Here is a 22,688-nt window from a genome sequence, read left to right on the forward strand (position 1 = left end):
GATCGGCCACACCAGATCACCCGTGATCAGCAGGCGCTACGGGCTGACACGCTTCACGGAGCTGGCCAGGTTGTCGAAGCCGTTGTTCGTCAGGTCGCTGTCCGACGACCTCGGGGCGGCCGCGTAGCCGTAGGAACCCGAGCAGTTGGCGCTGTTGTAGAGCTGCATCCGGCCGGCCGAAGGATTCCTCATGGAGCTGGCCTTGTTGTTCAGCGTGCCCACATTGGCGCATCCGTTGGAGGTGAAGAGGAAATTCTCTTCGGTACCGGCGTAGTCGTCGTGCTCGTACAGGCAGAAGCTGGCGCCGCAGGAGCTGGCGACCCGCTGGGCGTCGGCCTGCGCGGTGGCGCCCACCCCCATCAGGCTGGTCAGAGCCAGCGCCACGACACCGGCCCTACGCACCGTCGGTCTTTTCATGGACGACCTCATTTTCGGCTGAGTGTAATTCGCCCAAGATCATGAAAGGTGATCCGAAAATGCGCCACCAGATCCAGTCGAACGGCCGCCGTCAGCCAGGCGAAGGCCGATGATCATCGATCGTCATCGGCAGACCAGTGCTGCTCCGCGGACGTTCGTGGTGGGGTGTTGATCAGGCCGTCCTACGCCATGGTCTGCAACGTGCAGGGGCGTTCGTTCAGCGGATTCCGGAGTCGGGATGTTCAGCGTCCCATTCCTGGCGCGCTGTCGCGATGGTGTCACGGTGTTCCGCCGACCAATCCGCGAGGGCTCTCACCAGATGCGTGAGGCTGTGGCCCATCGCTGTGAGGTCGTACTCGACCTGCGGAGGCACCGTTGGGTACACAGTCCTGGTGACCAGCCCATCCCGCTCCAACCGGCGCACTGTGAGCGTCAGCATCCGCTGCGAGATTCCAGGGATGGCGCGCTGCAGTTGCCGGAAACGGCGTACGCCCTGGGCCAGTTCAACCACGACCAGAACCGACCATTTGTCGCCGATCCGATCGAGCACCTCGCGGATGCCGCAGTCCTCGTGCTCGTCCCCGCAGCTGACGACGGGTTCGATGGTTACTTCCGTGTGCCCCACCGACATCGAAGTGCCTCCTTACGCTCCCTGGCACATGACCGCAGAATGGTCCCGGTTACTCAAGAGAACCTACCTGAACGGGAAGACCTCGATGATCCTGGTTACTGGTGCCTCCGGCGCCCTGGGCACGCTTGTTGCCGAGCAGTTGGCCGACCGTGATGACACAGTCCTTGGAACTCGCGACCCTCAGCAGATACAGGCCCCATTGCCTGTCCGCCGCATTGACTTCGACGATTGCGACACCCTCTCCAAGGGCTTCGTGGGTGTGGATGTGCTGCTGATGATCTCTGCAGGTTACGGCGAGGATGACATCGTCATAACCCGGCACGGCGCCGCTATCGACGCTGCGGAGAAGGCGGGTGTGGGCCACATCGTCTATACGAGCCTGACCGCCGACGGCGACCACCTCCCGTACGCCCTGCCGCACCGCTGGACCGAGCGCCGGCTCCAGGAGAGCAGCATTGATTGGACGATCCTCCGCAATGGCCTCTACGCAGAATTGCTGGCCTGGCTCGCGGCGCCGTCGGAGGACGGACGGATCACCGCCCCGCTTGGCGAGGGCCGGCTGGCCGCCGTTGCGCGCGCGGATCTGGCCGACGCCGCGGTTCGGGTGGCGGTGGAAGCACCCGCTCACGCGGGGTGCATCTATGAACTCATCGGTGAGCAGACCGTTGGCGGCGCCGACCTGGCACAAGCACACGGCCCGCACGTCGTCTACGAGCCGGAGACTCTCGCCCAGGCTCGCGCGCGCATCGCCGCCTCCGGCGCCGAGCCATTCCAGGTGCCGATGCTGGTGGGCACCTACTCCGCCATTGCTGCCGGATTCATGTCACGAACCGGTGGCGATCTGCGCCAACTGCTGGGCTGCGAGCCCCGTTCTCCGCTCGCAGCGGCTGTCGCGTAAGCCCAGCAGAGCAAGAAGCCCCGCAGCTAGGAAAGGCAGGCGATCCGGCTCGTACAGGAGGAATTGGCGATGCCTCCCAAAGTGGCCCGTTCCTGGGTGAGATCCATCTAGCGTGATCCGGGCCGAGCCTTCCTCAGCCCGTCTACCAGGGCGGAGCAGCTCCGCGAACTGCTCCGCCTATGCCGCTCGGCGCTGAGCTGACAGGCCGACCTGATAAGTACGGATGAGCCAGGGCGGTACGGGTGCGCCGCCGGCCATGAGCAGGCGCAGCGAGGAGATATGTGCTGCCCTGTCGCAGCCAGAGCAGCGTGCTGTGTGGGTTTTGCCGCCCGTTCACGTGCCGGAATGTGGTTCCAGGCGGCGGGCGATGTCCGCTCGCAAGGCCTTTTTGTCGATCTTCCCTACCTTGGTGGAGATCAGCTCGTCGACGATCACCAGGTGTTCGGGGATCTTGAATCGGGCGACGCCGCTGCGCTCCATCGTCGTGCGGATCTCGTCCAGAGTGATCGTGGTGCCGGGACGAGGTACGACGTACACGCACACACGTTCACCGAGTACACGGTCCGGCATGGCCACGGCGGCGGCCTGGCTGACCGCGGGGAGCTGGTAGACCAGGTTCTCGACCTCTTCGGCGGAGATCTTCTCGCCGCCGCGGTTGATCATGTCCTTGTCCCGGCCTTCGACGATCAGGTTGCCCTGCGGGGTGCGGCGGCAGATGTCGCCGGAGCGGTACCAGCCGTCGGTGGTGAAGGCGCGGGCGTTCTGGTCGGCGGCTTTGTAGTAGCCGCGCGGAGTGTAGGGTCCGCGGGTGAGCAGCAGGCCCGGCTCTCCGTCGGGGACGTCGTGGTCGTCCTCATCGACCAGACGTACCTCATCGGCCGGGGAGAGCGGGCGTCCCTGCGTGGTGCACACCATGTCGTCTGGATCGTCGAGGCGCGTGTAGTTGAGCAGCCCCTCCGCCATGCCGAACACCTGCTGCAGTGTCGCCCCCAGCGTGGGCTTGACCTTGCGGGCCAGTTCGTCGGCGAGCCGGGCGCCGCCGACCTGCAGTACTCGCAGGCTTTTCGCCTCGTTCGCACCGTGCTCGGCCGCGTGCTCCAGCCAGCGGACCGCGATGGCGGGGACCGCCGCGGTGTGGGTGACGCCTTCGGCGGCGATCGTGGCGAAGGTGCGTACGGGCTCCGGCGACGGCAGGGTGACGACCTGCCCGCCCTTGAGCAACGTGCCGAGGAGGCCGGGACAGGCGAGCGGGAAGTTGTGGCCCGCGGGCAGGCTCACCAGGTAGACGCTGCGCGAGTCCAGTCCGGCCATCTCCGCGCTCGCCCGCGCGTTGTAGGCGTAGTCGTCGTGGGTGCGGGCGATGAGTTTCGGCAAGCCGGTCGTACCGCCGGAGAGCAGGAAGACGGCTACGTCCCGGCTGCCGGGAGCGGTCGCGTCCAGCCGGGCGCGGTCGGCCTTGGGGTTGGTGGGAGGCGCGCACAGGGCGCGCAGGTCGATGCTCTCGGGGGCGAGGTCGTCACCTGCGACCAGGACGTGCCAGTCCGCGCCGGTCGCCGCCCGGACCTCATCGGCCAGCTCGTGACCCAGCCTCTGGTGGTCGAAGTCGCGCATCCGGTCCGGTACCGCGATCGCGACGGCCTCGGCGTGGGTGGCGAGGTAGTTCAGTTCGGCGCGCCGGTGCGCCGGTAGCGCCATGACCGGCACGATGCCCGCGCGCAGGCACGCGAGGGTGAGGACGACGAACTCCCATCCGTTGCCCAGTTGCACCACGATGCGGTCGCCTCGGCCGATGCCCAGGTCCAGCAGCCGGATAGCGGTGGCGTCGGCGCGTTCGGCCAGCTCGGCGTGGGTGAGCCGGAGCCCCGCTGCGCCGAAGGCGACGGGATCGGTCAGGGCGGGCGCGTCGGGGGTTCGGTCGGCGACGTCACGGAGCAGGTGTCCAAGCGGGATCCCGGCCCAATAGCCTTCGGCGGCGAAGCGCCGCGCCTCGGCTTCGGGCCAGGGCACGACGTGGTCAGAGATGGGGCTGGGCATCGTCGGCCTCCCTGGTGATGATCACGGCATCGAGCGCGACGAGACCGTCGGCGGTGAGTCTCAGTGGGTTGATCTCGATCTCGTCGATGAGTGGGTTGGCGGTGAGCAGGTCGCCGAGTACGGTGACGATCCGGCTCAGCTCGTCGACGTCGAGCACGGGTCCTGCGCGCCAACCGGAGAGAAGGGCATGTCCGGCCAGTTCCGACGGCATGGAGGCGGCTTCGGCCGGGCTGAGCGGGGCGAGCCGGATGGCGACGTCCGCCAGCGCCTCGGCTGTCGTCCCGCCCAGACCGACGAGCACGATGGGGCCGAAGACGGGGTCACGGCGTGCGCCGACGATGAGGTCGACGCCGGCGGCCGCCATCTTTTCGACCAGGTAGCGGTGGGCTCCGGCGGCGTCGAGCCTGTCGAGTGCCGTGTCCAGGTCGTCCTGGCCGGTGATGTTCAGGTGCACGCCGCCGAGCTCGGTTTTGTGCAGCACCTCGGCGTCGAGGAGCTTGACCGCGACGGGGCCGCCCAGTCCGGCGAGCGCGGCGCGGGCGTCGGCCCGGTCTCGGCAGACGCGGCGCGGCATGGTCGCCACCCCGAGCCGGCCGAGGAGTTCCTTGGCCTGGTGCTCGTCGTGGAGGCCGCTGACGTCGGCCGGTATCCGGTCGTCGGGAGAGGGGCGGGCAACGTGCGTCCGCGCATGCGCGTCGGCCAGAAGTGCGGCGGTCGCGGCGGCGACGCCGCGTGGTTCGGTCGCGACGGCGATGCCGGCCTCCAGCAGCGCGCGCCGCTTCTGGACGACCTCCTCTCCCATTCCGCCAAGGCCGAGCACCATCGGTATCTGTGGCGTCTGGCCTTCTTTCGCGGCGGCGACGATGTCGACGGCGTCGGGCTCGTGCAGCGTGTACGCGGCGATCACATCGATGCCCGGGTCGGCGCCGACGGCGGCGAAGATGTGACCCAGCTCCGGGCCTGGGCGGCCGGTGTCGACCGGGTTGCGCTGATAGGTCAGCGGCGGCAGCAGCTCTGCCAGGGTGTCCTGGGTGGCGGGGCTCAGTTCGGGGACGCGTGCCCGGCGTCCGCGTAGGTTGTCCAGAAGCAGCAGGCCGGGTCCCGCTTGGGCGGTGACGACGCCCACCCCTGGAGTCGTACGGGGTCGCATGCGGGTGACGGCCAGGGCGCCGACGGCATCGACCAGTTCGCGTTCGTCGTCGACCAGCACGGCGCCGGCCTGGGCGAGGGCGGCCCGGGTGATGCGCCATGAGGTCGCGAGGGCGCCGGTGTGCGACGCGGCGAAGGCGCCGACATCGTGCCGGCCCACCACCAGGGCGACGACCGGGCGGTGCGCGGAGAGCCGGCGCACGCTGTCGACCAGGCGCGGCCCGTCGGCGACGGATTCGATGTGCAACGCGATGGCCTCTGTGACCCGGTCGCCGGTGAGATGGTCAAGGATGTCTGGCGCGCTGAGATCGACCGCGTTGCCCATGCCCACGGCCAGGCTGATCCCATGTCCGGCCTCGGCCAGCAGGAACACCAGGGCGTGGTTCATCCCGCCGCTGGCCGCGACGACGGCCACCTTGCCGGGCCGCACCTGGGCGGCTCCGGGGACGAAGCTGGCCGTGATGCCGGCGTGGGGGGCCAGGAATCCACTCGTGTTGGGGCCCAGCAGCCGGATGCCCGTATCGGCGACGACGTCGGCGAGCCGGCGCTGGTAGGTCGTCCCGGCCTCTCCGGCCTCGGCGAATCCGCCCGCGTATATGACGGCGGCGCGGGCACCTGCCGCCGCGGCCTCGGCGAGGGCGTCGGGGCAGGCGGGCGCGGGCACGCAGATCATCGCCACGTCGATGGGCCCATCGGCGGCGGCCTGCGAGACCGAGGTGTACATGGTCTCGTCACGGCCGTTCACCAGCGCGAGGTGGCCGCCGTCGGCGAACCCGGCCAGCGAGCGGGCGAGCATGGCGCCGAGCTTGCGCGGGTTGCGCGATGCTCCGATGACGGCGATGCCGCGTGGTGCGAAGAGCGCTGTCAGATCCCTGGTGGTCGCGGTGGTGTCGCTCATTCCGGAACCCCCACGAGGTCGGCTCGGCCGGACAGCAGGATCGTATGAGCGTGATCGAGGTCGAGGCCCGGCTCGATCAGCAGAGCGGGGACGTGCTGGTGCATGCGCGCCTGCTCGCAGAGCAGGGTGCGCGTCAGCGGCGTACCGCCGGTCACCGCGATCAGCACCGGGCCGTTCGGGCCTGGCAGATCGGCGAGGCGGGCGAAGACCTCGGGCAGTCCCGCCTCGGTGTCCGGCGCGATCAGCACCGCGCCCCATGGTCCTTGCCTCGCGGTGGCCGAGAGCGGGAGGTCGTGGGCGGCTCGTACCGCCGTGGGCGTGCCGTCGGCATCGGTCGCGATGTCGACGAGCCGGCTCTTGACCTGCCAGCCGCCGCTCTCGAACGGTGTGCGCAGTGGCTCGGCGCCGTTGGTCTCGACCCAGCTACGGCGGGCGGCTTGGACGAACTCGGGGGCGCGGCGGGCCAGGCGCGCCTCGGTGATGCTGCGCGACAGGAAGTGGTAGGCGAACTGCCACGGTTCGAAGGCGTCGTAGTAGCGGCCGAAGTGTTCCCACCAGGACAGGCTCGGCCGGGCAGAGTCCTGGATCTTCCGTACGGACGGCTGGGCGGCCCGCTCGTAGGCCGCGAGCGCGGTGGGGAGATCGCCGCCGTGCTCGGACAGGGCGTGTGCGAGGGCCACCGCGTCGTCCATGGCCATCTTTGTGCCGGATCCGACTGAGAAATGCGCTGTGTGCGCGGCGTCGCCCAGCAGCACGACCGGCTGTGGCGCCAGGGTATGCCAGCGTTTGGTACGGCGGGTGCGGAAGTTGCCCCAGCGGGAGTTGTTGGTGAGCAGCCGCTTGCCGTCGATCTGGTCGGCGAACAGCTTCTCCAGGTACGCCTTGGACATCATGTCGCTGGGGCCGGGGGGCCGGCTGACATCGAACGCGTCGAGCCCGGCCCGGCGCCAAGAGGCTTCATCGGTTTCCACGATAAAGGTGGACATGTCATTCGAGATCGGGTAGCCGTGCACGGCGAAGACGCCGTCCGGGCCGCGCTCGTGGACGAAGGTCAGCCCGTCGAAGAGGTAGTCGGTGCCGAACCAGATGAATTTGGCGGCGGCGGTCTCGACCTCGATGCCGAAGTCGTCGTCGAGTCGGTCACGGATCGTCGAGCCGGTTCCGTCCGCCGCGACGACGAGGTCGTAGCCGGCCAGGTCGTCGAGCGTCACCTCGGTGGAGAACCGCAGTTCGGTGCCGACGTGGCGGGCATGGGTCTGCAGGAGCGTGAGCAGGGTGCGCCGGACGATGGCGGTCATGCCGTTGCCGCCGCAGCGGATGTGTTCTCCCTTGAGGCGGACTTCGATGTCGTCCCAGTGCCGGCCGTGTTCGTCGAGCGCCTCACGCAGCACAGGGTCGGCCTCGTGAATGTCGGCCAGGGTGCGATCGGAGAAGACGACGCCGAAGCCGAAGGTGTCATCGGCGCGGTTGCGCTCGAACACGGTGACCTCGCTCGACGGGTCGAGCCGCCTGATCATGGTGGCGAAGAACAGCCCGCCCGGGCCGCCTCCCGCGACAGCTATGCGCATCAGCTTCTCTCCGGTTGAAGGCGTCAGCAACGGCAGCGACGCGGGCGGCAGGTCCGTCGCCTTGGCGGCCATGCCGAGTGCCGTCAAGTTACAACAAATTATTGACGGACGTCTACAGGATGAAACATTTTGAGGTGAGTACGGTCCCGCTTGGGGCCGGGCCTGGCTGTCGACGAGACCTCCCCAGAAGGCGTGCACCTGCGGGAACGCTCAGCGGCAACGGCCGAGGCGGCAGACCCGTCGCCCTGAGCTTGGTTGAGGTCGCCCCCGCAGATAGGGGATCCCTGTGAAATCGCCTTTCATGAGTGTCAAATCGGCGACGCATGGGTGTTATCTTGTTACTTTTGAGCGAGCCGAGGAGGCGCTGTGAAGCCGCGGTCGATCGTGTTCGATCTGTACGGCGACTATCTGCGCTACGCGGGCGGCGCCGCCCCGCTGCAGACTCTCACCGACCTCCTTGCCGCCTTCGAGGTGCCAGAAGCGACCACCCGAGTCGTGATGTCGAGGCTGCGCAAGGAGGGGTGGTTCGAGACGGAGAAGCTGGGGCGCTCCACTGTCTATCGCCTTACCGACCGTAGCTGGCGGCTGCTCGACGAAGGACGCAAGCTCATCTTCCATCGCGAGCGGGAGCCTTGGGACGGCCGGTGGCGCGTGGTTATCTACCACGTCCCTGAGACGGACCGCGCAGCACGTGATCGCGTCCGCAAGAAGCTCAGATGGCTGGGTTTCGGACCGCTGGCCCCTTCGACGTGGGTTTCACCTCATGACAGGCTGGAGGAGATCGCCTCCGCGCTGGCCGAAGAGCCGTCTGTCCGGCTCGACCTGCTGACCAGCCGCTCGATGGGTGCCGCCGCCGACATCGATATGGCGAGCAGATGCTGGGACCTCAAGAAGCTGCACAGCACCCTTCTGGGCAAGCGCGACGCCTACCGAGCCCAGTTGGCGCGGATCGCGGCGACGCCGCCGTACGGACCGCAGGCGCTTGTCCAGCGAACAAGCCTCGTCCACGACTATCGGATGCTGCCCTATGACGATCCTGACCTGCCGCCGGAACTGGCGCCTGCCGGCTGGGTGGGTCGTGAAGTACATGACCTCTTCCTTGACCTGCACAAACGCCTTGGCTCGCAGGCTGAGGCCTTCTGCGCTTCGCTGGGCGTAGGCCCCTTGCCAGTAGCGCTCGGGCACGCTTGAACACGCGTTTCTGACAGGAGGTACGGGTGAGCGCCGTCGGGAGTGTTGCGACGCCCCGGGCCCCGCGACAGGCAGGGGCCAGGCGCTGGTTCACGGGAGAGCTTGGAATCGTGCCCGTCGGCCACAGAGGCGAAGCGACTGAATCCACCAGATAGCTCGAAACATGCTTGAATTGCTCTTTTGCGCATAAATCCATAGAAAATGGGGCAACTTGGGGCGCGACCTGCGCCTGGGTTGAGCAGAGTCGTAATGATGGAGAAGGGAAGAAATGGTCAATGGGTGTTGCCGACGGAGAGGGCTTCGCCGCTCTAGCCGTTGCTCGTGAGCGCTTCTTCGCCGGCGAACGTGTCGGCTCTGGCGTCCGCAAGCGAGTGCTGGCGTCATGGCAGCGCTGTCAATGCCTGGGTGTCGCGGCCGACAACGTCCCCATCGTGTACCACCAAGACCAGGACCTGGACAGCGAACTCGTCCATATCGCCACTCCTGTGCTCGACCATCTCGAGTGCCAGGTCTCCGGCATCAAGGTGACCGTGATCCTCTGCGACGAGCAGGCAACGATCCTGCAGCGCAGGGTCGGGGAACCCGCACTCAGCAGATGGCTGGACAGCCTGCCGTCCGGACCCGGATTCGGGTTCTCCGAGCAGCTCACCGGCACCAACGGCCTGGGCACCGCGCTGGCCGAGAGGCGTCCCGCGTTCATCCGGGGACAGGAGCATTTCGCCGAGGCCATGAGGATGTTCGCGTGCGCGGCCGCTCCGATCCGTCACCCGATCAGCGGCCGCATCCTGGGCGCGCTGGACCTGACCTGCCTGGACGGGTTGGCCGCCCCGAGAATGTTCACGCTGGTCCAGGAGGCGGCCGCCGAGATCGAGCGACGACTGCTTGGGCAGGTCTCCGAACGAGAGCGGACCTTGCTGCGGTCCTTCCTCCAAGCCCGGCGCTGGGCGCACGCGGGGGAGGCGGTCGTCCTACCGGTGAACGCCGACGGACTGATCGGCGAGATCGGTTCGACCGCCACCCCGCTGACTAGGCGCGACCGCCTTCGCCTGCGGGAGAAGGCGGCAGGGTTGATCTCCGCCGGGAAGCTGGCGGTCGAGGCGGTGCCACTGTCGGCGGGCGGTATCGCCACGCTGCTGAGCCGTCCTGTGCAGAGCTCCACCGGGACATGCGGCATCGCGGTGGAAGTCGTTCTGGCGAGCGGCGCGCCGCGGCAGGTATCGGTCGCCGTCGGCTCGGGCACCCCTACACCGGCCGCCCCAACGACCCCAACGACCCCAACGGTCGCCGCGTCCGACGGAAGCGATGCGTGGGTGCTCGCCGTGGGCGAGCCTGGAGTCGGACGGCTGGTCCTGCAGGCCCGCGAACGACTCGGCCTGCTGTGCGAGGCCGGAGCCCGCATCGGAACCACCCTGGACGTGACCCGGACCGCGGAAGAGCTGACCCAGGTCGCCGTCCCGCGGTTCGCCGACTACGCCGCCGTCGACATGCCCGACTGTGTCCTGCGTGGGGACGAGCCTCCCACCACGGACGTCGGGATGCGCCGGGTCGCGCTCGCCTCCGTCCGCGCGAGGTCCCATCTGCATCCCGTCGGCGCGCTCATCCACCTGGTCCCGTCCACGCCGCAGGCGCGCAGCCTGGCCACCGCGCAGCCGATACTCGAACCGACGCTGGACACCGCGTCCGGCTGGCTGCTGCAAGATCCTGCGCGCGGCCGCAAGGTTCGCGAACAGGGCATCCATTCGCTCATCACCGTGCCGATGAGAGCCCGCGGCGTCACCCTGGGTGTAGTGAGCTTCTACCGCTCCCAGCGGCTGGACGCCTTCGAGGAGGACGACCTGTCCCTTGGCGAGGAACTGGTCAGCCGCGCGGCCGTGTACATCGACAACGCCCGCCAGCACACCCACGAGCACGCGCTGTCACTGAAACTGGAACACGCCACCGCGTCGCTGAAACAGTCACTCGCTCGCCAGCGGTGCTTCACGACCGATGCCTCCCACGAGTTGCGCACGCCGCTGGCCGGATTGCGGGCTCAACTGGAGGAGGCGCAGCTGCATCCCGGCGAGACCGACCTGGCCGAGCTGCTCGACCGTGCGCTGGGCGATGTGGATCGGCTGCAGGCCATCATCACCGACCTGCTCCTGCTGGCCGGGATCGGAGCCGTGCCGTCCCCTGCCGTGGAGCCCCTTGATCTGGCCAGACTCGCCGAGGCCGAGACCTCCTGCCGGGCCGGCGACCGTCATCCGACGCGACTCGAACTCATGCCCGGGGTGCTGGTCGAGGCCGTTCCCACGCAGCTCTGCCGGGTGCTGCGCAACCTGCTCGACAACGCGCAACGCCACGCCGCCCACCATGTCGTGGTCCAGGTACGCCGGGCCGGCGGCAAGGTCGCCGAACTCAGCGTCACCGACGACGGCCCAGGAGTCCCCGAAGCCGAGCGTGAGCACATCTTCCACCGCTTCACCCGCCTCGACACCGCCCGCAGCCGTCACCACGGCGGCACCGGCCTCGGGCTGGCCATCGCCCGCGACATCGCCTGCGCCCACCGCGGCACCCTCCACGTCGAGGACGCATCGCCGCACGGAGCACGCTTCGTCCTTCGCCTCCCACGCGCCAATCCGTGAGATCTGGGCCGCCGCCGCTGATCGTACGCATCGACTGCCATTATATGGTTCCTAGCCCATCCTGAAGAGGGAGCTGCATGAACCACTACGGCGTCGACCCCCTGCCCGGGCTGCCTGGCCGCGTGACCATCTGCGAGGTCGGCCCGCGCGACGGGCTGCAGAACGAAGCCGGGCTCGTGCCGGTCGAGGTGAAGGTGGAGCTCGTTGAGCGGCTGGTCGACGCCGGGCACACCGTGGTGGAGACGACCAGCATGGTGCACCCGGCGTGGGTGCCCCAGCTCGCCGACGCCGAGGAAGTGCTCAGGCGGGTCGACCGTAGGCCCGGGGTACGCTACCCGGTCCTGGTGCCCAACCGGCGCGGGCTCGACCGGGCCCTTGACCTGGGTGTCACCGATATCGCGGTGTTCGGGTCGGCCACCGAGAGCTTCGCCAAGGCCAATCTCAACCGTGGTGTCACCGAGTCGCTGGAGATGTTCGCGCCGGTCGTCGCCCGCGCCAGGGAAGCCGGCCTGCACGTGCGCGGCTACCTGTCGATGTGCTGGGGCGACCCCTGGGAGGGTGCGGTCCTGATCTCGCAGGTGGTATCCGTCGCCACGAGGCTCCTCGGGCTCGGCTGCACCGAACTCGCTCTCGGCGACACCATCGGCGTCGCCACACCCGGCCGGGTCGCTTCGCTGATCGACGCCCTCCTCGCCGCCGAGGTGCCCCTCGATCGGATCGCGGTGCACTTCCACGACACCTACGGGCAGGGCCTGGCCAACTGCCTCGCGGCTCTGCAGCGCGGCGTCACCACGGTCGACGCCTCCGCGGGCGGGCTCGGTGGGTGCCCGTACGCCAAGAGCGCCACCGGCAACCTGGCCACCGAGGACCTGCTCTGGCAGCTCGACGGGCTCGGTGTCCACACCGGCGTCGATCTCGGCAAGCTCGTCGAGACCAGCGACTGGCTGGCCAAGGAGCTCCGCCGTCCGAGCCCGTCACGAACCGTCCGGGCCCTCACCCAGGGCTGAATCCCTCGCGCCCAACCCGTGCCCGGATCTGGGGATACGAGCCAGAACCCGCCACGGGCGCGGCTGCGTCAAGCGTGGGCCGAGCTTCTTCCCAACGCGGAGCGAATGCCATATTATGGCAATGCCTAGCGCGAAGCGGCTCGTGGTTCCGGCCCGGGCGGTCGCGGATGTTGTCGGTTCCCCAACCTTGAACGCACGGTGCGATGCCGCATCGAGATCAGTGCTGCCGAGGTGATCGACAACCGGTACTGGAAGGCGGAGATGATGTTCGGACTCAACCCCCGTCGGTTCCGGCCCCTCACGTGGCACGCGGTCGCGGAGGGACGGTGAACTGGCCGCAGGTCCTCCTCCCCGAGTCCTTGGACGAGCTGCTCGAGCTCAGGGAGCGGCACGGGAACGAGATGACGCTGCTGGCCGGTGGAACCGCCCTGATGAACAGGATCCGGACCGGCGAGGACGCCCCCGCGGGTCTCCTGTCGATGGGGCGGCTGAGCGAGCTGCGTGAGATCGAGGCAGGCGGCGGGCTCCTGCGGCTCGGCGCGCTGGTGACCCATCGGCGGCTGGAACGCTCGGCCGCGGCCCGCCAGGCCCTGCCGCTGCTCACGTCGGCGGTCTCGCTCGTCGCGAACAGACGCGTCCGGAACGTGGGGACCCTGGGCGGCAACGTCAGTGACGCCGACTACGGCTACGACCCGCCGGGTGTGCTGCACGCGCTGGGGGCGCGAGTCACGTTGCGATCCAAGCGCGTCACCAGAACGCTCACCCTCGACGAGTTCCTGCTCGGCTACCACCGCACGACGCTCGCCGACGACGAGGTCATGACCGGCATCGAGGTGCCGCTGCCCGCCGAGAACGCGGACTGGGTATACCTGAAGCACCTCACCCGGTCGCTCGAGGACCGCCCGGCCCTCAGCGTGTGTGCCGTCGCTCAGCGGGACGCCGACGGCCGATGCCTCGACCTGCGGGTCTCGGTGCGTGCCGCCCGGCCGGTTCCCCTTCGGGTGGCAGCGGCGGAGGCGATGGCCCGGGGCAACAGCCTGGCCGACGGCGCGCTCGTCGCCGAGATCGCCGAGGCCTATGCCCAGGCGTCGGACCCGATCGACGACATGCGCGCCTCCGCCGCGTACCGCAAGCGCCTCGTCCCGGTTCTCGTGCGACGCGCCCTGGAGGACATCGAGAACGGGAGACGACGGGCGGTGAAGGTATGGAGTGTTCAGCATGTTCCGCGGAAGGTGGACAGCGGCGGTGTGATCGGGCGCCCGGTGCCCATGGTCGACGCGGACGCCCGGGTCACCGGCAAGATCGAGTACGTCCTCAACATGGACGTGCCGGGCATGTGCCACGCCGCCGTCCACCGCAGCGAGCGGCCGCACGCGCTCATCCGGTCCATCGACTACTCCGCGGCCATGCGGGTCGCCGGGGTCGTGGGCGTCCTCACCCGTGAGGACTTCGCGCCGCACACCGACATCAATCCCTATTACGGGTCGGTGATCCGCGACCAGCCGGTCGTCGCGATCGACAAGGTGCGCTACGTCGGCGAGCCGGTGGCCGTGGTCGCCGCGCTGACGGAGCGGGCGGCACGCGAGGCGGCCGCGCTGATCACGGTGGAGTACGAGGACCTCGACCCGGTCTACGACGTGGAAGAGGCGCTGCGGGAGGCGGCGCCGCTGCTCCACGACCGGGACGAGATGCCTGCCGGCAGCTTCGTCACGGTGATCCCGGTGCGCTCGCACGGCGGCAACGTCTGCAACCGGTTCGCGCTGCGGCACGGCGACGTCGAGCGCGGCCTGGCCGAGGCCGACCATGTGTTCCAGGACGCCTTCACGAGCCCGGCGGTCGCGCACGTACCGATGGAGCCGCATGTGGCGCTCGCGTGGACCGAGGGCGACCGGCTGCTGGTGTGGAGCTCGACGCAGACTCCCTACGCGGTGCAGCACGAGCTCGCCGGTCTTTTCGACCTGCCGCACGCGAAGGTGCAGGTGAAGGTCCCTTCGCTCGGCGGCGGCTACGGCGCGAAGGTCTACGCCAAGATCGAGCCGATCGTCGCCGCGCTCACCAGGAAGATCGGCCGGCCGGTGAAGCTCACGCTCAGCCGGGCCGAGGACATGATCTGCCTGACGAAGCACGCGGTGCGGATCACGCTCACGACGGGGGTCATGGCCGACGGCCGGCTGGTGGCCCGCAGGGTGCGCGCGCTCTACAACGCCGGTGCGTACGCCGACATCAGCCCGCGACTGATCACCAACGGCGGCGCCGCGACCCCGGGCCCGTACCGGACGCCGAACGTCGAGGTCGAGTCGTACGCCGTCTACACGAACCTGCCGCCGGCTCCCCAACCCGAGCCTGTACTCCTCGATCGCGGTGACCCGGGCCTACGAGAACCAGGTCTACGTCGTGGCCGCCAACCAGGCAGGTCCCTCCGACAGCGGCGTCTTCGCCGGCCACAGCACGATCGCCGCGCCGGACGGCACGCTCCTGGCCGAGCTGGCCGAGGCCGAGGGCACCGCCCACGCGGTGCTCGACCCGGTGCTGCTGCGGCGCGAGCGGTCGCGTCAGACGCGGTTCGCCGATCGCCGTAGCGACCTGTACGGGCCATTGGTGGCGGTGGCATGAAGGTCGACCTCGTCATCCGCAACGGCTGGGTCGTCAACCCGTACGGGCGCCTGCACGGCGGAGTGGCGATCGACGGCGACAAGATCGTGTTCGTCGGCCCGGACGTCCAGCTACCGGAGGCCCGGCGCGTCATCGATGCCCAGGACCAGCTCGTGATCCCCGGTCTGATCGATCCGCACGTGCACATGACCAGCGAGGAGGACCCGTCGATCGCCGAGGGACTGGAGGTGAACCTGCCGGTCCAGTCGCGCGGGATGGCGCACGGAGGGGTGACGAGCTTCGGCCACTTCGTCGGCGGCTCGCACGAGCCGCTGGGGGAGCAGCTGCGCACCACGATCGGGTGCTTGGACCGCTGGTCGCACGTGGACGGCTTCCTGCACGCGTTCATGATGCGGCGCGAATCCCTGGCCGCGCAGCCGGAGGCCTGGGCGCTGGGCGTGACGTCCTTCAAGCACTTCTTCACCGCCTACGGCAGGCGCGGCCTGGAGGACAAGGGCCTGGGCTCGATCTTCTCGCCGGTGGACTCGGACGTACTGCTCGAGTCGATGTCGTGGATCGCCGAGCAGGGCTCGCCCGGCCTGGCGATGGCCCACGCCGAGGACGGCGACATGGTCGAGATGCGCAGCGAGCGGCTGGCCGGCACCGGACGCCGGGACCTGGGCGCGTGGAGCGAGGCACGGCCGGCGATCGCCGAGGTCACACGCGTACGGCAGGCGATCGCCCTGTCGGACTTCACCGGCTGCCCGCTGTACGTCGTCCACGTGACCACCGGGGAGGCCGCCGGCGCGATCGCCCGGGCGCGGGCCGAAGGGTCACGGGTCATCGGCGAGACGGGGCCGCACTGGCTGACCCACCACGCCGGCATGGAGGCGACGATCGGCTGCTGGGGAAAGGTCAACCCACCGCTCAGAACGCCAGGCGACAACGAGGCCCTCTGGGGCGGCCTGGCCGCCGGATCGATGTCGTGCCTGGGAACCGACGACGGCACGGGCGGACGCACCCGCCAGACCAAGGAGAAGGGCGGCGGCAAGCACGACAACATCTGGGCCGCCCGCCCCGGCGTGCGCGGGGGATCGGAACACCTGCTCCCCGTCCTGATGACCTACGGCGTCCACCGTGGACGCCTCACCATGGAACAGCTCGTGGCCGCCGGGTCGACCAACACCGCGCGCGCCTTCGGGCTCTTCCCCCGCAAGGGACTGCTCGCTCCGGGAGCCGACGCCGACGTGGTGATCGTCGACCCGGAGCGCGAGGCGGACGTGGACTCGCTCTTCTACCGCGGCCTGTGCGAGGTCAGCGTCTACGAAGGCGAACGGCTACGGGGAATGGCGCGCACGACGCTGGTCCGTGGCCGAGTGATCGTTGACAACTACGAAACCGCCGCGGAAGCGGGGGCGGGCCGATACGTCGGCCGAGGTCCCGCGGCGCGGCAGAACAAGGTGACAGTATGAAGCTGGGTATCCAGAGCCTGCAGTTCACGAGCTCTCGGGAACGGCCGATGGCGGAGCAGTTCGAGGACGCCCTCGAAAGCCTCCGCTACGCCGACGAGGGGGGATTCGACTGGATCTCCGCCTCGCAGCACTGGATGTCCGCGCCGACGGTCTGGCCACAGCCGTTCCCGTGGATCAGCCACATGGCCGCCGAGTTCAAGAACATCGGCTTCATGACGCAGATGCTCGTGCTCCCCTTGCACAATGCGGTCGACGTCGCTGAGCAGTTCGCCACGATCGACCACCTCAGCCGAGGCCGTCTCATCCTCGGCTGCGCGAACGGCTACCGCGAGCTCGAACTGACCGCGGCCGGCGTCTCACGCAAGGACCGGACCAGTCGCGTCGAAGAGGGCATCGCCCTGATGAAGGCACTGTGGAGCGGCCGGCCCGTCGAGTTCGAGGGCCGCTGGTGGAACGTTCAGGGCGGTCAGATGGGTTATTCGCCCTACCGGCAGCCACACCCGCCGATCGTCCTGGCGGCGCAGAGCATCGGTGCGACCAAGCGAGCCGCGCGGATCGCCGAGGGCGTCTTCTACGGCCCGCAGGCCTCCTTCGGCGAGATCGAGCCGCTGATCGAGCTCTACCGGCGGACGGCCGAGGAGCACGAACGTCAGCCCGGCATCATCGGCGCGGGCCGGGCGATCATGATCGCCGACTCTCGCGAAGCCGCCCTGCGCAGCGCCCACGCCTACGCCGAGAAGACGATGAAGATGTACAGCGGCTGGGACATGCAGGAGCCCGGCATGGCGAGCCTGCGCCTGGAGGGCGACCTCGACGAGTGGGCGATCATCGGCTGGCCGCAGGACTGTGTCGAGCAGATCCTCAAAGCGCACGCGGTGGGGCTGAACCACATCACGTTGACCGCCTACAACCTGCCCTCCGACCAGCAGGGACGCATCGAGTACGTGCAGCGGCTGGCCGAAGAGGTCGTCCAGCCGGTCAAGCGGGCGCTCGGCGAGGCTGTCCTGTCGACACCCGCGTCCGGCGCGTGATCGAGCGATCACCCGTTTCCCGCCCAGCCCGGCGCCGGGCCATCCGCCCGGCGGCCATCCCCACAGGAGAACTGATCACGTGAGCCCAACCGTAGATGCGGTCCAGCTGTTCGACCTCACACCCGAGCAGTACGAGATCCGCGAAGTCGCACGCCGCGTCGCCGTAGAGAATTTCCAGAAGCGCAACCTCGAATGGGAGGAGAGCGGAGAGTTCCCCTGGGCCAACATCCGGCTCCTGGCCGAGACGGGTCTCCTGGGGGCGACGATCCCCGAGGAGTACGGAGGCGGCGGGGGCTCGTGGCTGGAAGGCGCGCTCATCCTCGAACAGCTCGGCCGGTCGTGCTACGTCACCGCCATGGCCGCGCTCGGCGAGATCGGCGTGCAGACGCAGGCGATCGCCGCCTACGGAACCGACGAGCAGAAGCGCCGCTACCTCCCGAAGGTCGCCGCCGGAGAACTCATCTGCTCGGTGTCGATCACCGAGGCCGACGCCGGTTCCGACATCGGGGCGATGCGCACCACCGCGCGGGACGACGGCGACGAGGTCGTGATCAACGGGGGCAAGATCTTCTGCTCCCGCGCGGACGTCGCCGGCCTCTTCGTGGTGTACGTCCGCTTCTCCGACGAGCCCGGCACCCACCCCATCGGCGCCGTGCTGATCGAACGTGACACGCCGGGCTTCACGATCGGCGGCGCGGAACGGACGCTCGGCGGCGAGGCGCTCTACAGCCTGTACTTCGACGACGTCCGGATCCCGAAGGGCAACGTCCTGGTGCGCGAGGACGGGTTCCGCCGGATGCTCACCGCCTTCAACGGGCAGCGGTGCCTGAACGCGTCCATCTCGATCGGCATCGCCCAGGGCGCGCAGGACGCCGCGGTGGCCTACGCCAAGGAGCGTCACCAGGGCGGCAAGCGCCTGGCCGACCATCAGGGCATCCAGTGGATGCTGGCCGACAACGAGGTCGAGATCCAGGCGGCGCGGCAGCTCGTGTGGCGCGCGGCCGCCAAGGCGTCCGGGGGCTTCCCGACGCGTTCCGAGGCCGCCGTGGCCAAGGTGTTCTCCAACGAGATGGCGCTGCGCGTGACCGACCGGGTCCTGCAGATCTTCGGCGGCCACGGCTGGCTGCGCGAGTTCCCCGCCGGGCGCTACCTGCGCTGGGCCCGCTACGGCCCGCTCGGCGGCGGCACCCCGCAGATCCAGCGCAACGGCATCGCCCGGGAACTGCTCAGGTGACGGCGCAACTGCTGGAGCACGAGGGCAAACGCCTCGTCCGCGAGGCCGGCCTGCGGGTGCCCGACGGAGCGCTGGCCAGGACGGCCGAGGAGGCCGCGGGGTTGTCCGCCGCGTACGCGGGCAGCACGCCCCTGGTGTGCGTGACCGGCCAGGTGCCGTCGGAGTTCCTGCACGCCGGCCTGGGCCACCTGCACGAGATGCCGGACCAGTTGGCGACACTGCGGACGCTCACGAAATGGGCCGAGCGGATCGACGGGCCGGCCGACGCGCCGGCACTGGTGGCCGAGGCGCTGCGCCAGGCGAGGAGCGGGCGCCCTCTCCCGGTGGCGCTCGAGATGGCGTGGGACGTGTTCGACCAGCGCGCCGACGTCGCCTTCCCCGCACCGCCCGAGCCCGAGCCGGCGGCACCTGCCGAGCAGGGGGCGCTGGAGCGAGCGGCGGAGCTGCTGGCCGGTGCCCGCAATCCGATGCTCATGGTCGGCAGCGGCGCCTTCGACGCCGCCGCCGAGGTGCTGGAGCTGGCCGAACGGCTGCAGGCACCGGTCGTGTCCTACCGCAGCGGCCGCGGCATCGTGCCCGGCGATCACCATCTGGGCTTCACCTGCGCGGAGGGCTTCGAACGGTGGCCCGAGACCGACGTGCTCGTCGGCATCGGCAGCCGGCTGGAGCTGCTGTGGTACCGCTGGCCCGACCGGCCCGGCAACCTGGAGATCATCGACATCAACCTCGATCCCGAGCACGCCGGACGCACCGGGGCCGCCGTCGGGCTGGTCGGAGACGCGGCGGCGACGACGGCGGCGCTGACCCGGCTGCTCGCGGGCACCCGGCGGCCGTCGCGACGCGCGGAGTTCGAAGCGCTCAAGGCGGCCAAGCACGACGAGATCCAGCGTGCCGCGCCCCATGCGGGCCACCTCGCGGCGATCAGGAAGGTGCTGCCGCGCGACGGCTTCTTCGTCGACGAGATGTGCCAGGCCGGGTTCGCCTCGTGCTACGCCTTCCCGGTCTACCGGCCGAGGACGTTCGTCAGCTTCGGGGCGTTCGGCGCGCTCGGCCAGGGATACCCGACGGCGCTGGGGGTGAAGGCGGCGCATCCGGATCGGCCGGTCGTCTCGATCTCCGGCGACGGCGGCTTCCAGTTCGCGCTGCAGGAGCTCGCGACCGCCATGCAGTACGGGCTCGACGTCGTCGCCATCGTGTTCAACAACCAGGCGTACGGCAACGTGCTGCGCGACCAGGAACAGAGCTACGGCGGCCGCGTCCTGGGCGCGCAGCTCGCAATCCGGATTTCGTCGCTCTGGCGCGCAGCTACGACATGCGCGCCGAACGGGCCCGCACGCCGGCCGAGCTCGCCGACGCCCTCGATCGGGCGCTCGAACGCCGCGAGCCGGCGCTCATCGAGGTGCCCGTCGATCCTCGCCGGGAAGCCTCGCCCTGGTCCTTCATCCAGCCGTCCGCACGCGGAAGGCAAGCGGCTCAGCGCGGGGACGGCGGATCGCCGTAGGCCTCCTTGGCCATGGGCCCCCAGGCGTCCGTGACCTCGTCGGCGACCTGCTTGATCGCCGCGATCATCTGCTGGGTGTAGCCGCGCTTGGCTCGGGAGCTCGGGACGACGATCGAGATCGCCGCGTCGACGGCGTGCCGGGAGGACCAGACCGGCGCGGCGACGGCCCAGACCTCCGGGTCGGTCCCGCGATCGTTGATGGCGTATCCCCGCCGGCGCACGCGTTGCAGCTCGGCGAGCAGCTCGTCGTAGGTGGCGAACCGGCCGCCGGCATCGGCGTTCCACTCGCTCGGCTCGGGCACCAGCGATCGGAGCCGTTGCTCGGACGCCCACGCCAGGAGCACCTGGCCGCTGGCCAGCCCCGACCATGAGGGGAAGCGGGTGCCGACAGGGTTGTAGGCGGAGACCAGCTTGTGTCCGTGGTGCACGTCGACATGCACGCAGTCCCCGCCGTCGAGCGCGTCGAGGATGAGCGTCTCGTTCGTCTCGTCGCACAGCCTCGCCAGAATCGGGGAGGCGACCGCGATCAGGCTGCGCGCCCTCGCGATCACCTCGAGCCGGGCGATGCGCGGGGAGATGCCGTAGCGGCCCGTCTCGCGATCGAGGACCAGCAGGTCGTGACCTTCGAGGACCAGCAGCAGGCGGCGCACTGTGCTGGGCGCCAGGTCGAGCTCGTCGCTGATCTCTGTCAGCGTGCGCGAGGACTTCGGGATCGAGAAGGAGTTGAGTACGTCCAGCATCCGCTGCGCGGAGCGCAGGGGCTGCGTCGTTTCGGAACGGACTTTTGGCACTCTCCACCTACCACCAGAATCGAGGCTTGCGGGCCGAACCCACCCCTACGCGTGCCGGGCCGGGATCCGCGACCTTGTCGCTGCGGTCGCTTGTCATATAATGGTATGCCCATCACCGGGTGGCCGCAGCCAGGAAGAGCTGTCGGAGATCATCGGCGGCGGGTGATCGTACTGGAGGGCGCTGCCCACGGCGATCACTGTAGCGGAAGAGAAGCCTCGATGGCCTACGTCATCGTCCGGCCCTGCGTCGAGGTGGTGCTGCTGCCCGACGGGTGCGCGGCGCCACCAGTGGGGCTGACCAGCGGTCATGAGGCGTGAACGGCCGCTTTACCCTTGACAGGCCAAACGCTGAATTGCCATTATATGAAAACCAAGAGTACATGACCGAAAAGCGGGATACGCCCCGGCCCCTGCTGGACGCTGCTGAGACGGCTCCAGCCCCTGCCCCGGCTACCGCGTACAGGCCCGTCCGACGCCCAGCAGTCGGCGCGGCTCCAGATCCGGCCGATCCGCAACGACTATGGAGGTCAGAGATGGCCGAGCCGCAGCATCTCGACCAGCACGGCATCGACTACGTAGTGCTCACCTTCGGCCACGACGAGGTGTCGGGTCGATGAGGGTCGTGGTGGCGCCGTTGTCCGACTTCCCCGCCGGGTCGCGCCGGATCGTGAAGGTAACCTCTCGCGAGATCGGCGTGTTCCGGGTGGACGACTCCTTCTACGCGGTCCGCAACCGCTGCCCGCACCAGGGAGCGGAGCTGTGCCTCGGCCATCTGCGGCAGAAGCTGATCTCCGACGCGCCGGGCGTCGTCACCGTCGACGACGGCGCGCCACTGATCGTCTGCCCGTGGCACGGCTGGCAGTGGGACGCCGCCACCGGTCAGGCCTACGCTCCGGGCGACCCGAGGGTGCGCAGCTATGGCGTGTCCGTCGAGGCCGGCGCGGAGCTGGTGAAACCGGAAGGAGAGGAAGTGCGGATGGTCGCCGAGACCTTCTCGGTGTCCATCGAGGACGACTACGTCGTGCTCTATGCGTAGCGCGTGAAGGGAGACGCGGATGAGTAACCCGATCGTCCATTTCAGCATCGTCGGCAAGGACGTGGACGCGCTCGCCCGGTTCTACACCGAGACCTTCGGCTGGGGTTCCCCCCGGCATCCCGATCCGGCGTCGTCGTTCCTGCAGACCGGCGAGGCCGGCGACCTCACCGGAGTGGTCAAGCCGCAGGAGCAGGGCGATCCCACCCCACGTGTCACGGTGTGGGTCGAGGTCGACGACATCGACTCCGTGCTCGCCAGGATCGAGGCCCTGGGCGGGAGCGCAGCCGGCGCTCCGACCGTCCTCAGCCAGGGGCCGCGCATCGCGCGGTTCGCCGATCCTGAGGGCAACGTCATGGGCCTCGTGGAGCGAGGACGCGAGAAGTTCGACGAATTCCAGGCACGCAGCAGTCGCTAGCCACGGGGAAGCCCGGGGATCCAGCGGCGATCCCGGCCGGGCGGAGGCCCACGTGGCATCTCGGGGGAGAGGCCGGCGCAAGGCTCGACATCGCGATCCTGACATACCCATGACGGGGCCGCGGCGTCGGAGAACGGTTGACAGAACCACGAGATGTGGAGGCGATCGTGAAAATTCACGACGCGAGTAAGCAATACCCCCC

16 protein-coding genes and 2 pseudogenes are annotated in these 22,688 nt (G+C 69.4%); 12 read left to right on the forward strand and 6 right to left on the reverse strand.

Going from position 1 to position 22,688, the window contains the following annotated elements; all coding sequences use genetic code 11:
* Positions 1-36 precede the first annotated feature (36 nt).
* Together AB0F17_RS26130 and AB0F17_RS26135 are read right to left on the reverse strand one after the other, a co-directional pair.
* Positions 37-417: a peptidase inhibitor family I36 protein gene (locus AB0F17_RS26130; RefSeq protein WP_358027472.1), complete on the reverse strand. Its 381-nt coding sequence runs from the start codon at positions 415-417 to the stop codon at positions 37-39.
* 217 nt (positions 418-634) lie between these two features.
* Positions 635-1,048, reverse strand: coding sequence for a helix-turn-helix domain-containing protein (locus tag AB0F17_RS26135; protein WP_358027475.1), 414 nt, complete (start codon positions 1,046-1,048; stop codon positions 635-637).
* Positions 1,049-1,076: 28 nt separating this feature from the next.
* On the opposite strand from AB0F17_RS26135, the gene AB0F17_RS26140 reads away from it, so the two are divergent.
* Positions 1,077-1,946 carry an NAD(P)H-binding protein gene (locus tag AB0F17_RS26140; protein WP_358027478.1) on the forward strand — a complete coding sequence of 290 codons (870 nt, stop codon included), beginning with the start codon at positions 1,077-1,079 and terminating at the stop codon, positions 1,944-1,946.
* Between the two features lie 333 nt (positions 1,947-2,279).
* Here AB0F17_RS26140 and AB0F17_RS26145 read toward each other — a convergent pair whose 3' ends face one another.
* From AB0F17_RS26145 to AB0F17_RS26155, 3 genes are read right to left on the reverse strand one after another with little or no spacing between them, the layout of a single operon-like run.
* The gene (locus AB0F17_RS26145; protein WP_358027481.1) at positions 2,280-3,980 is read right to left on the reverse strand and encodes an AMP-binding protein; all 1,701 of its coding nucleotides are present in this window, start codon (positions 3,978-3,980) and stop codon (positions 2,280-2,282) included.
* Positions 3,961-6,027 carry an acetate--CoA ligase family protein gene (locus AB0F17_RS26150; protein WP_358027483.1) on the reverse strand — a complete coding sequence of 689 codons (2,067 nt, stop codon included), beginning with the start codon at positions 6,025-6,027 and terminating at the stop codon, positions 3,961-3,963. The genes AB0F17_RS26145 and AB0F17_RS26150 overlap by 20 nt, the downstream gene beginning before the upstream one ends.
* Positions 6,024-7,682 carry an FAD-dependent monooxygenase gene (locus tag AB0F17_RS26155; RefSeq protein ID WP_358027485.1) on the reverse strand — a complete coding sequence of 553 codons (1,659 nt, stop codon included), beginning with the start codon at positions 7,680-7,682 and terminating at the stop codon, positions 6,024-6,026. The genes AB0F17_RS26150 and AB0F17_RS26155 overlap by 4 nt, the downstream gene beginning before the upstream one ends.
* A gap of 279 nt (positions 7,683-7,961) precedes the next feature.
* On the opposite strand from AB0F17_RS26155, the gene AB0F17_RS26160 reads away from it, so the two are divergent.
* The 9 genes and pseudogenes from AB0F17_RS26160 (at position 7,962) to AB0F17_RS26200 (ending at position 20,244) form a co-directional block, all read left to right on the forward strand.
* On the forward strand, positions 7,962-8,786 hold the full coding sequence (locus tag AB0F17_RS26160; protein WP_358027488.1) for a PaaX family transcriptional regulator C-terminal domain-containing protein: 825 nt from the start codon (positions 7,962-7,964) through the stop codon (positions 8,784-8,786).
* 275 nt (positions 8,787-9,061) lie between these two features.
* The gene (locus tag AB0F17_RS26165; RefSeq protein WP_358027491.1) at positions 9,062-11,407 is read left to right on the forward strand and encodes an ATP-binding protein; all 2,346 of its coding nucleotides are present in this window, start codon (positions 9,062-9,064) and stop codon (positions 11,405-11,407) included.
* A 77-nt stretch (positions 11,408-11,484) separates the two neighbouring features.
* Positions 11,485-12,414, forward strand: coding sequence for a hydroxymethylglutaryl-CoA lyase (locus AB0F17_RS26170; RefSeq protein WP_358027493.1), 930 nt, complete (start codon positions 11,485-11,487; stop codon positions 12,412-12,414).
* A 203-nt stretch (positions 12,415-12,617) separates the two neighbouring features.
* A pseudogene (locus tag AB0F17_RS26175) lies at positions 12,618-14,732 on the forward strand (molybdopterin cofactor-binding domain-containing protein); the annotation flags it as partial.
* 76 nt (positions 14,733-14,808) lie between these two features.
* Positions 14,809-15,027: a nitrilase-related carbon-nitrogen hydrolase gene (locus AB0F17_RS26180; protein ID WP_358027495.1), complete on the forward strand. Its 219-nt coding sequence runs from the start codon at positions 14,809-14,811 to the stop codon at positions 15,025-15,027.
* Positions 15,024-16,478, forward strand: a complete 1,455-nt coding sequence (locus AB0F17_RS26185; protein ID WP_358027498.1) for an amidohydrolase family protein — start codon at positions 15,024-15,026, stop codon at positions 16,476-16,478. Before AB0F17_RS26180 ends, AB0F17_RS26185 begins: the two co-directional genes overlap by 4 nt.
* Complete coding sequence (locus tag AB0F17_RS26190) at positions 16,475-17,509, forward strand: LLM class flavin-dependent oxidoreductase (protein ID WP_358027500.1); 1,035 nt, start codon at positions 16,475-16,477, stop codon at positions 17,507-17,509. Before AB0F17_RS26185 ends, AB0F17_RS26190 begins: the two co-directional genes overlap by 4 nt.
* A 79-nt stretch (positions 17,510-17,588) precedes the next feature.
* Positions 17,589-18,743: an acyl-CoA dehydrogenase family protein gene (locus AB0F17_RS26195; RefSeq protein WP_358027503.1), complete on the forward strand. Its 1,155-nt coding sequence runs from the start codon at positions 17,589-17,591 to the stop codon at positions 18,741-18,743.
* A gap of 335 nt (positions 18,744-19,078) precedes the next feature.
* Positions 19,079-20,244: pseudogene (locus AB0F17_RS26200) on the forward strand (thiamine pyrophosphate-dependent enzyme).
* Here AB0F17_RS26200 and AB0F17_RS26205 read toward each other — a convergent pair.
* Complete coding sequence (locus tag AB0F17_RS26205; protein WP_358027505.1) at positions 20,217-21,035, reverse strand: IclR family transcriptional regulator; 819 nt, start codon at positions 21,033-21,035, stop codon at positions 20,217-20,219. The pseudogene AB0F17_RS26200 and the gene AB0F17_RS26205 overlap by 28 nt on opposite strands.
* A gap of 613 nt (positions 21,036-21,648) precedes the next feature.
* Between AB0F17_RS26205 and AB0F17_RS26210 the strand changes: the two genes are divergently transcribed.
* Both AB0F17_RS26210 and AB0F17_RS26215 read left to right on the forward strand, forming a co-directional pair.
* The gene (locus AB0F17_RS26210) at positions 21,649-22,071 is read left to right on the forward strand and encodes a Rieske 2Fe-2S domain-containing protein (protein ID WP_358027507.1); all 423 of its coding nucleotides are present in this window, start codon (positions 21,649-21,651) and stop codon (positions 22,069-22,071) included.
* Between the two features lie 19 nt (positions 22,072-22,090).
* Positions 22,091-22,486, forward strand: a complete 396-nt coding sequence (locus tag AB0F17_RS26215; RefSeq protein WP_358027510.1) for a VOC family protein — start codon at positions 22,091-22,093, stop codon at positions 22,484-22,486.
* Positions 22,487-22,688: the final 202 nt, after the last annotated feature.

Source organism: Nonomuraea sp. NPDC026600, from assembly GCF_040638335.1.
Classification (GTDB): domain Bacteria; phylum Actinomycetota; class Actinomycetes; order Streptosporangiales; family Streptosporangiaceae; genus Nonomuraea.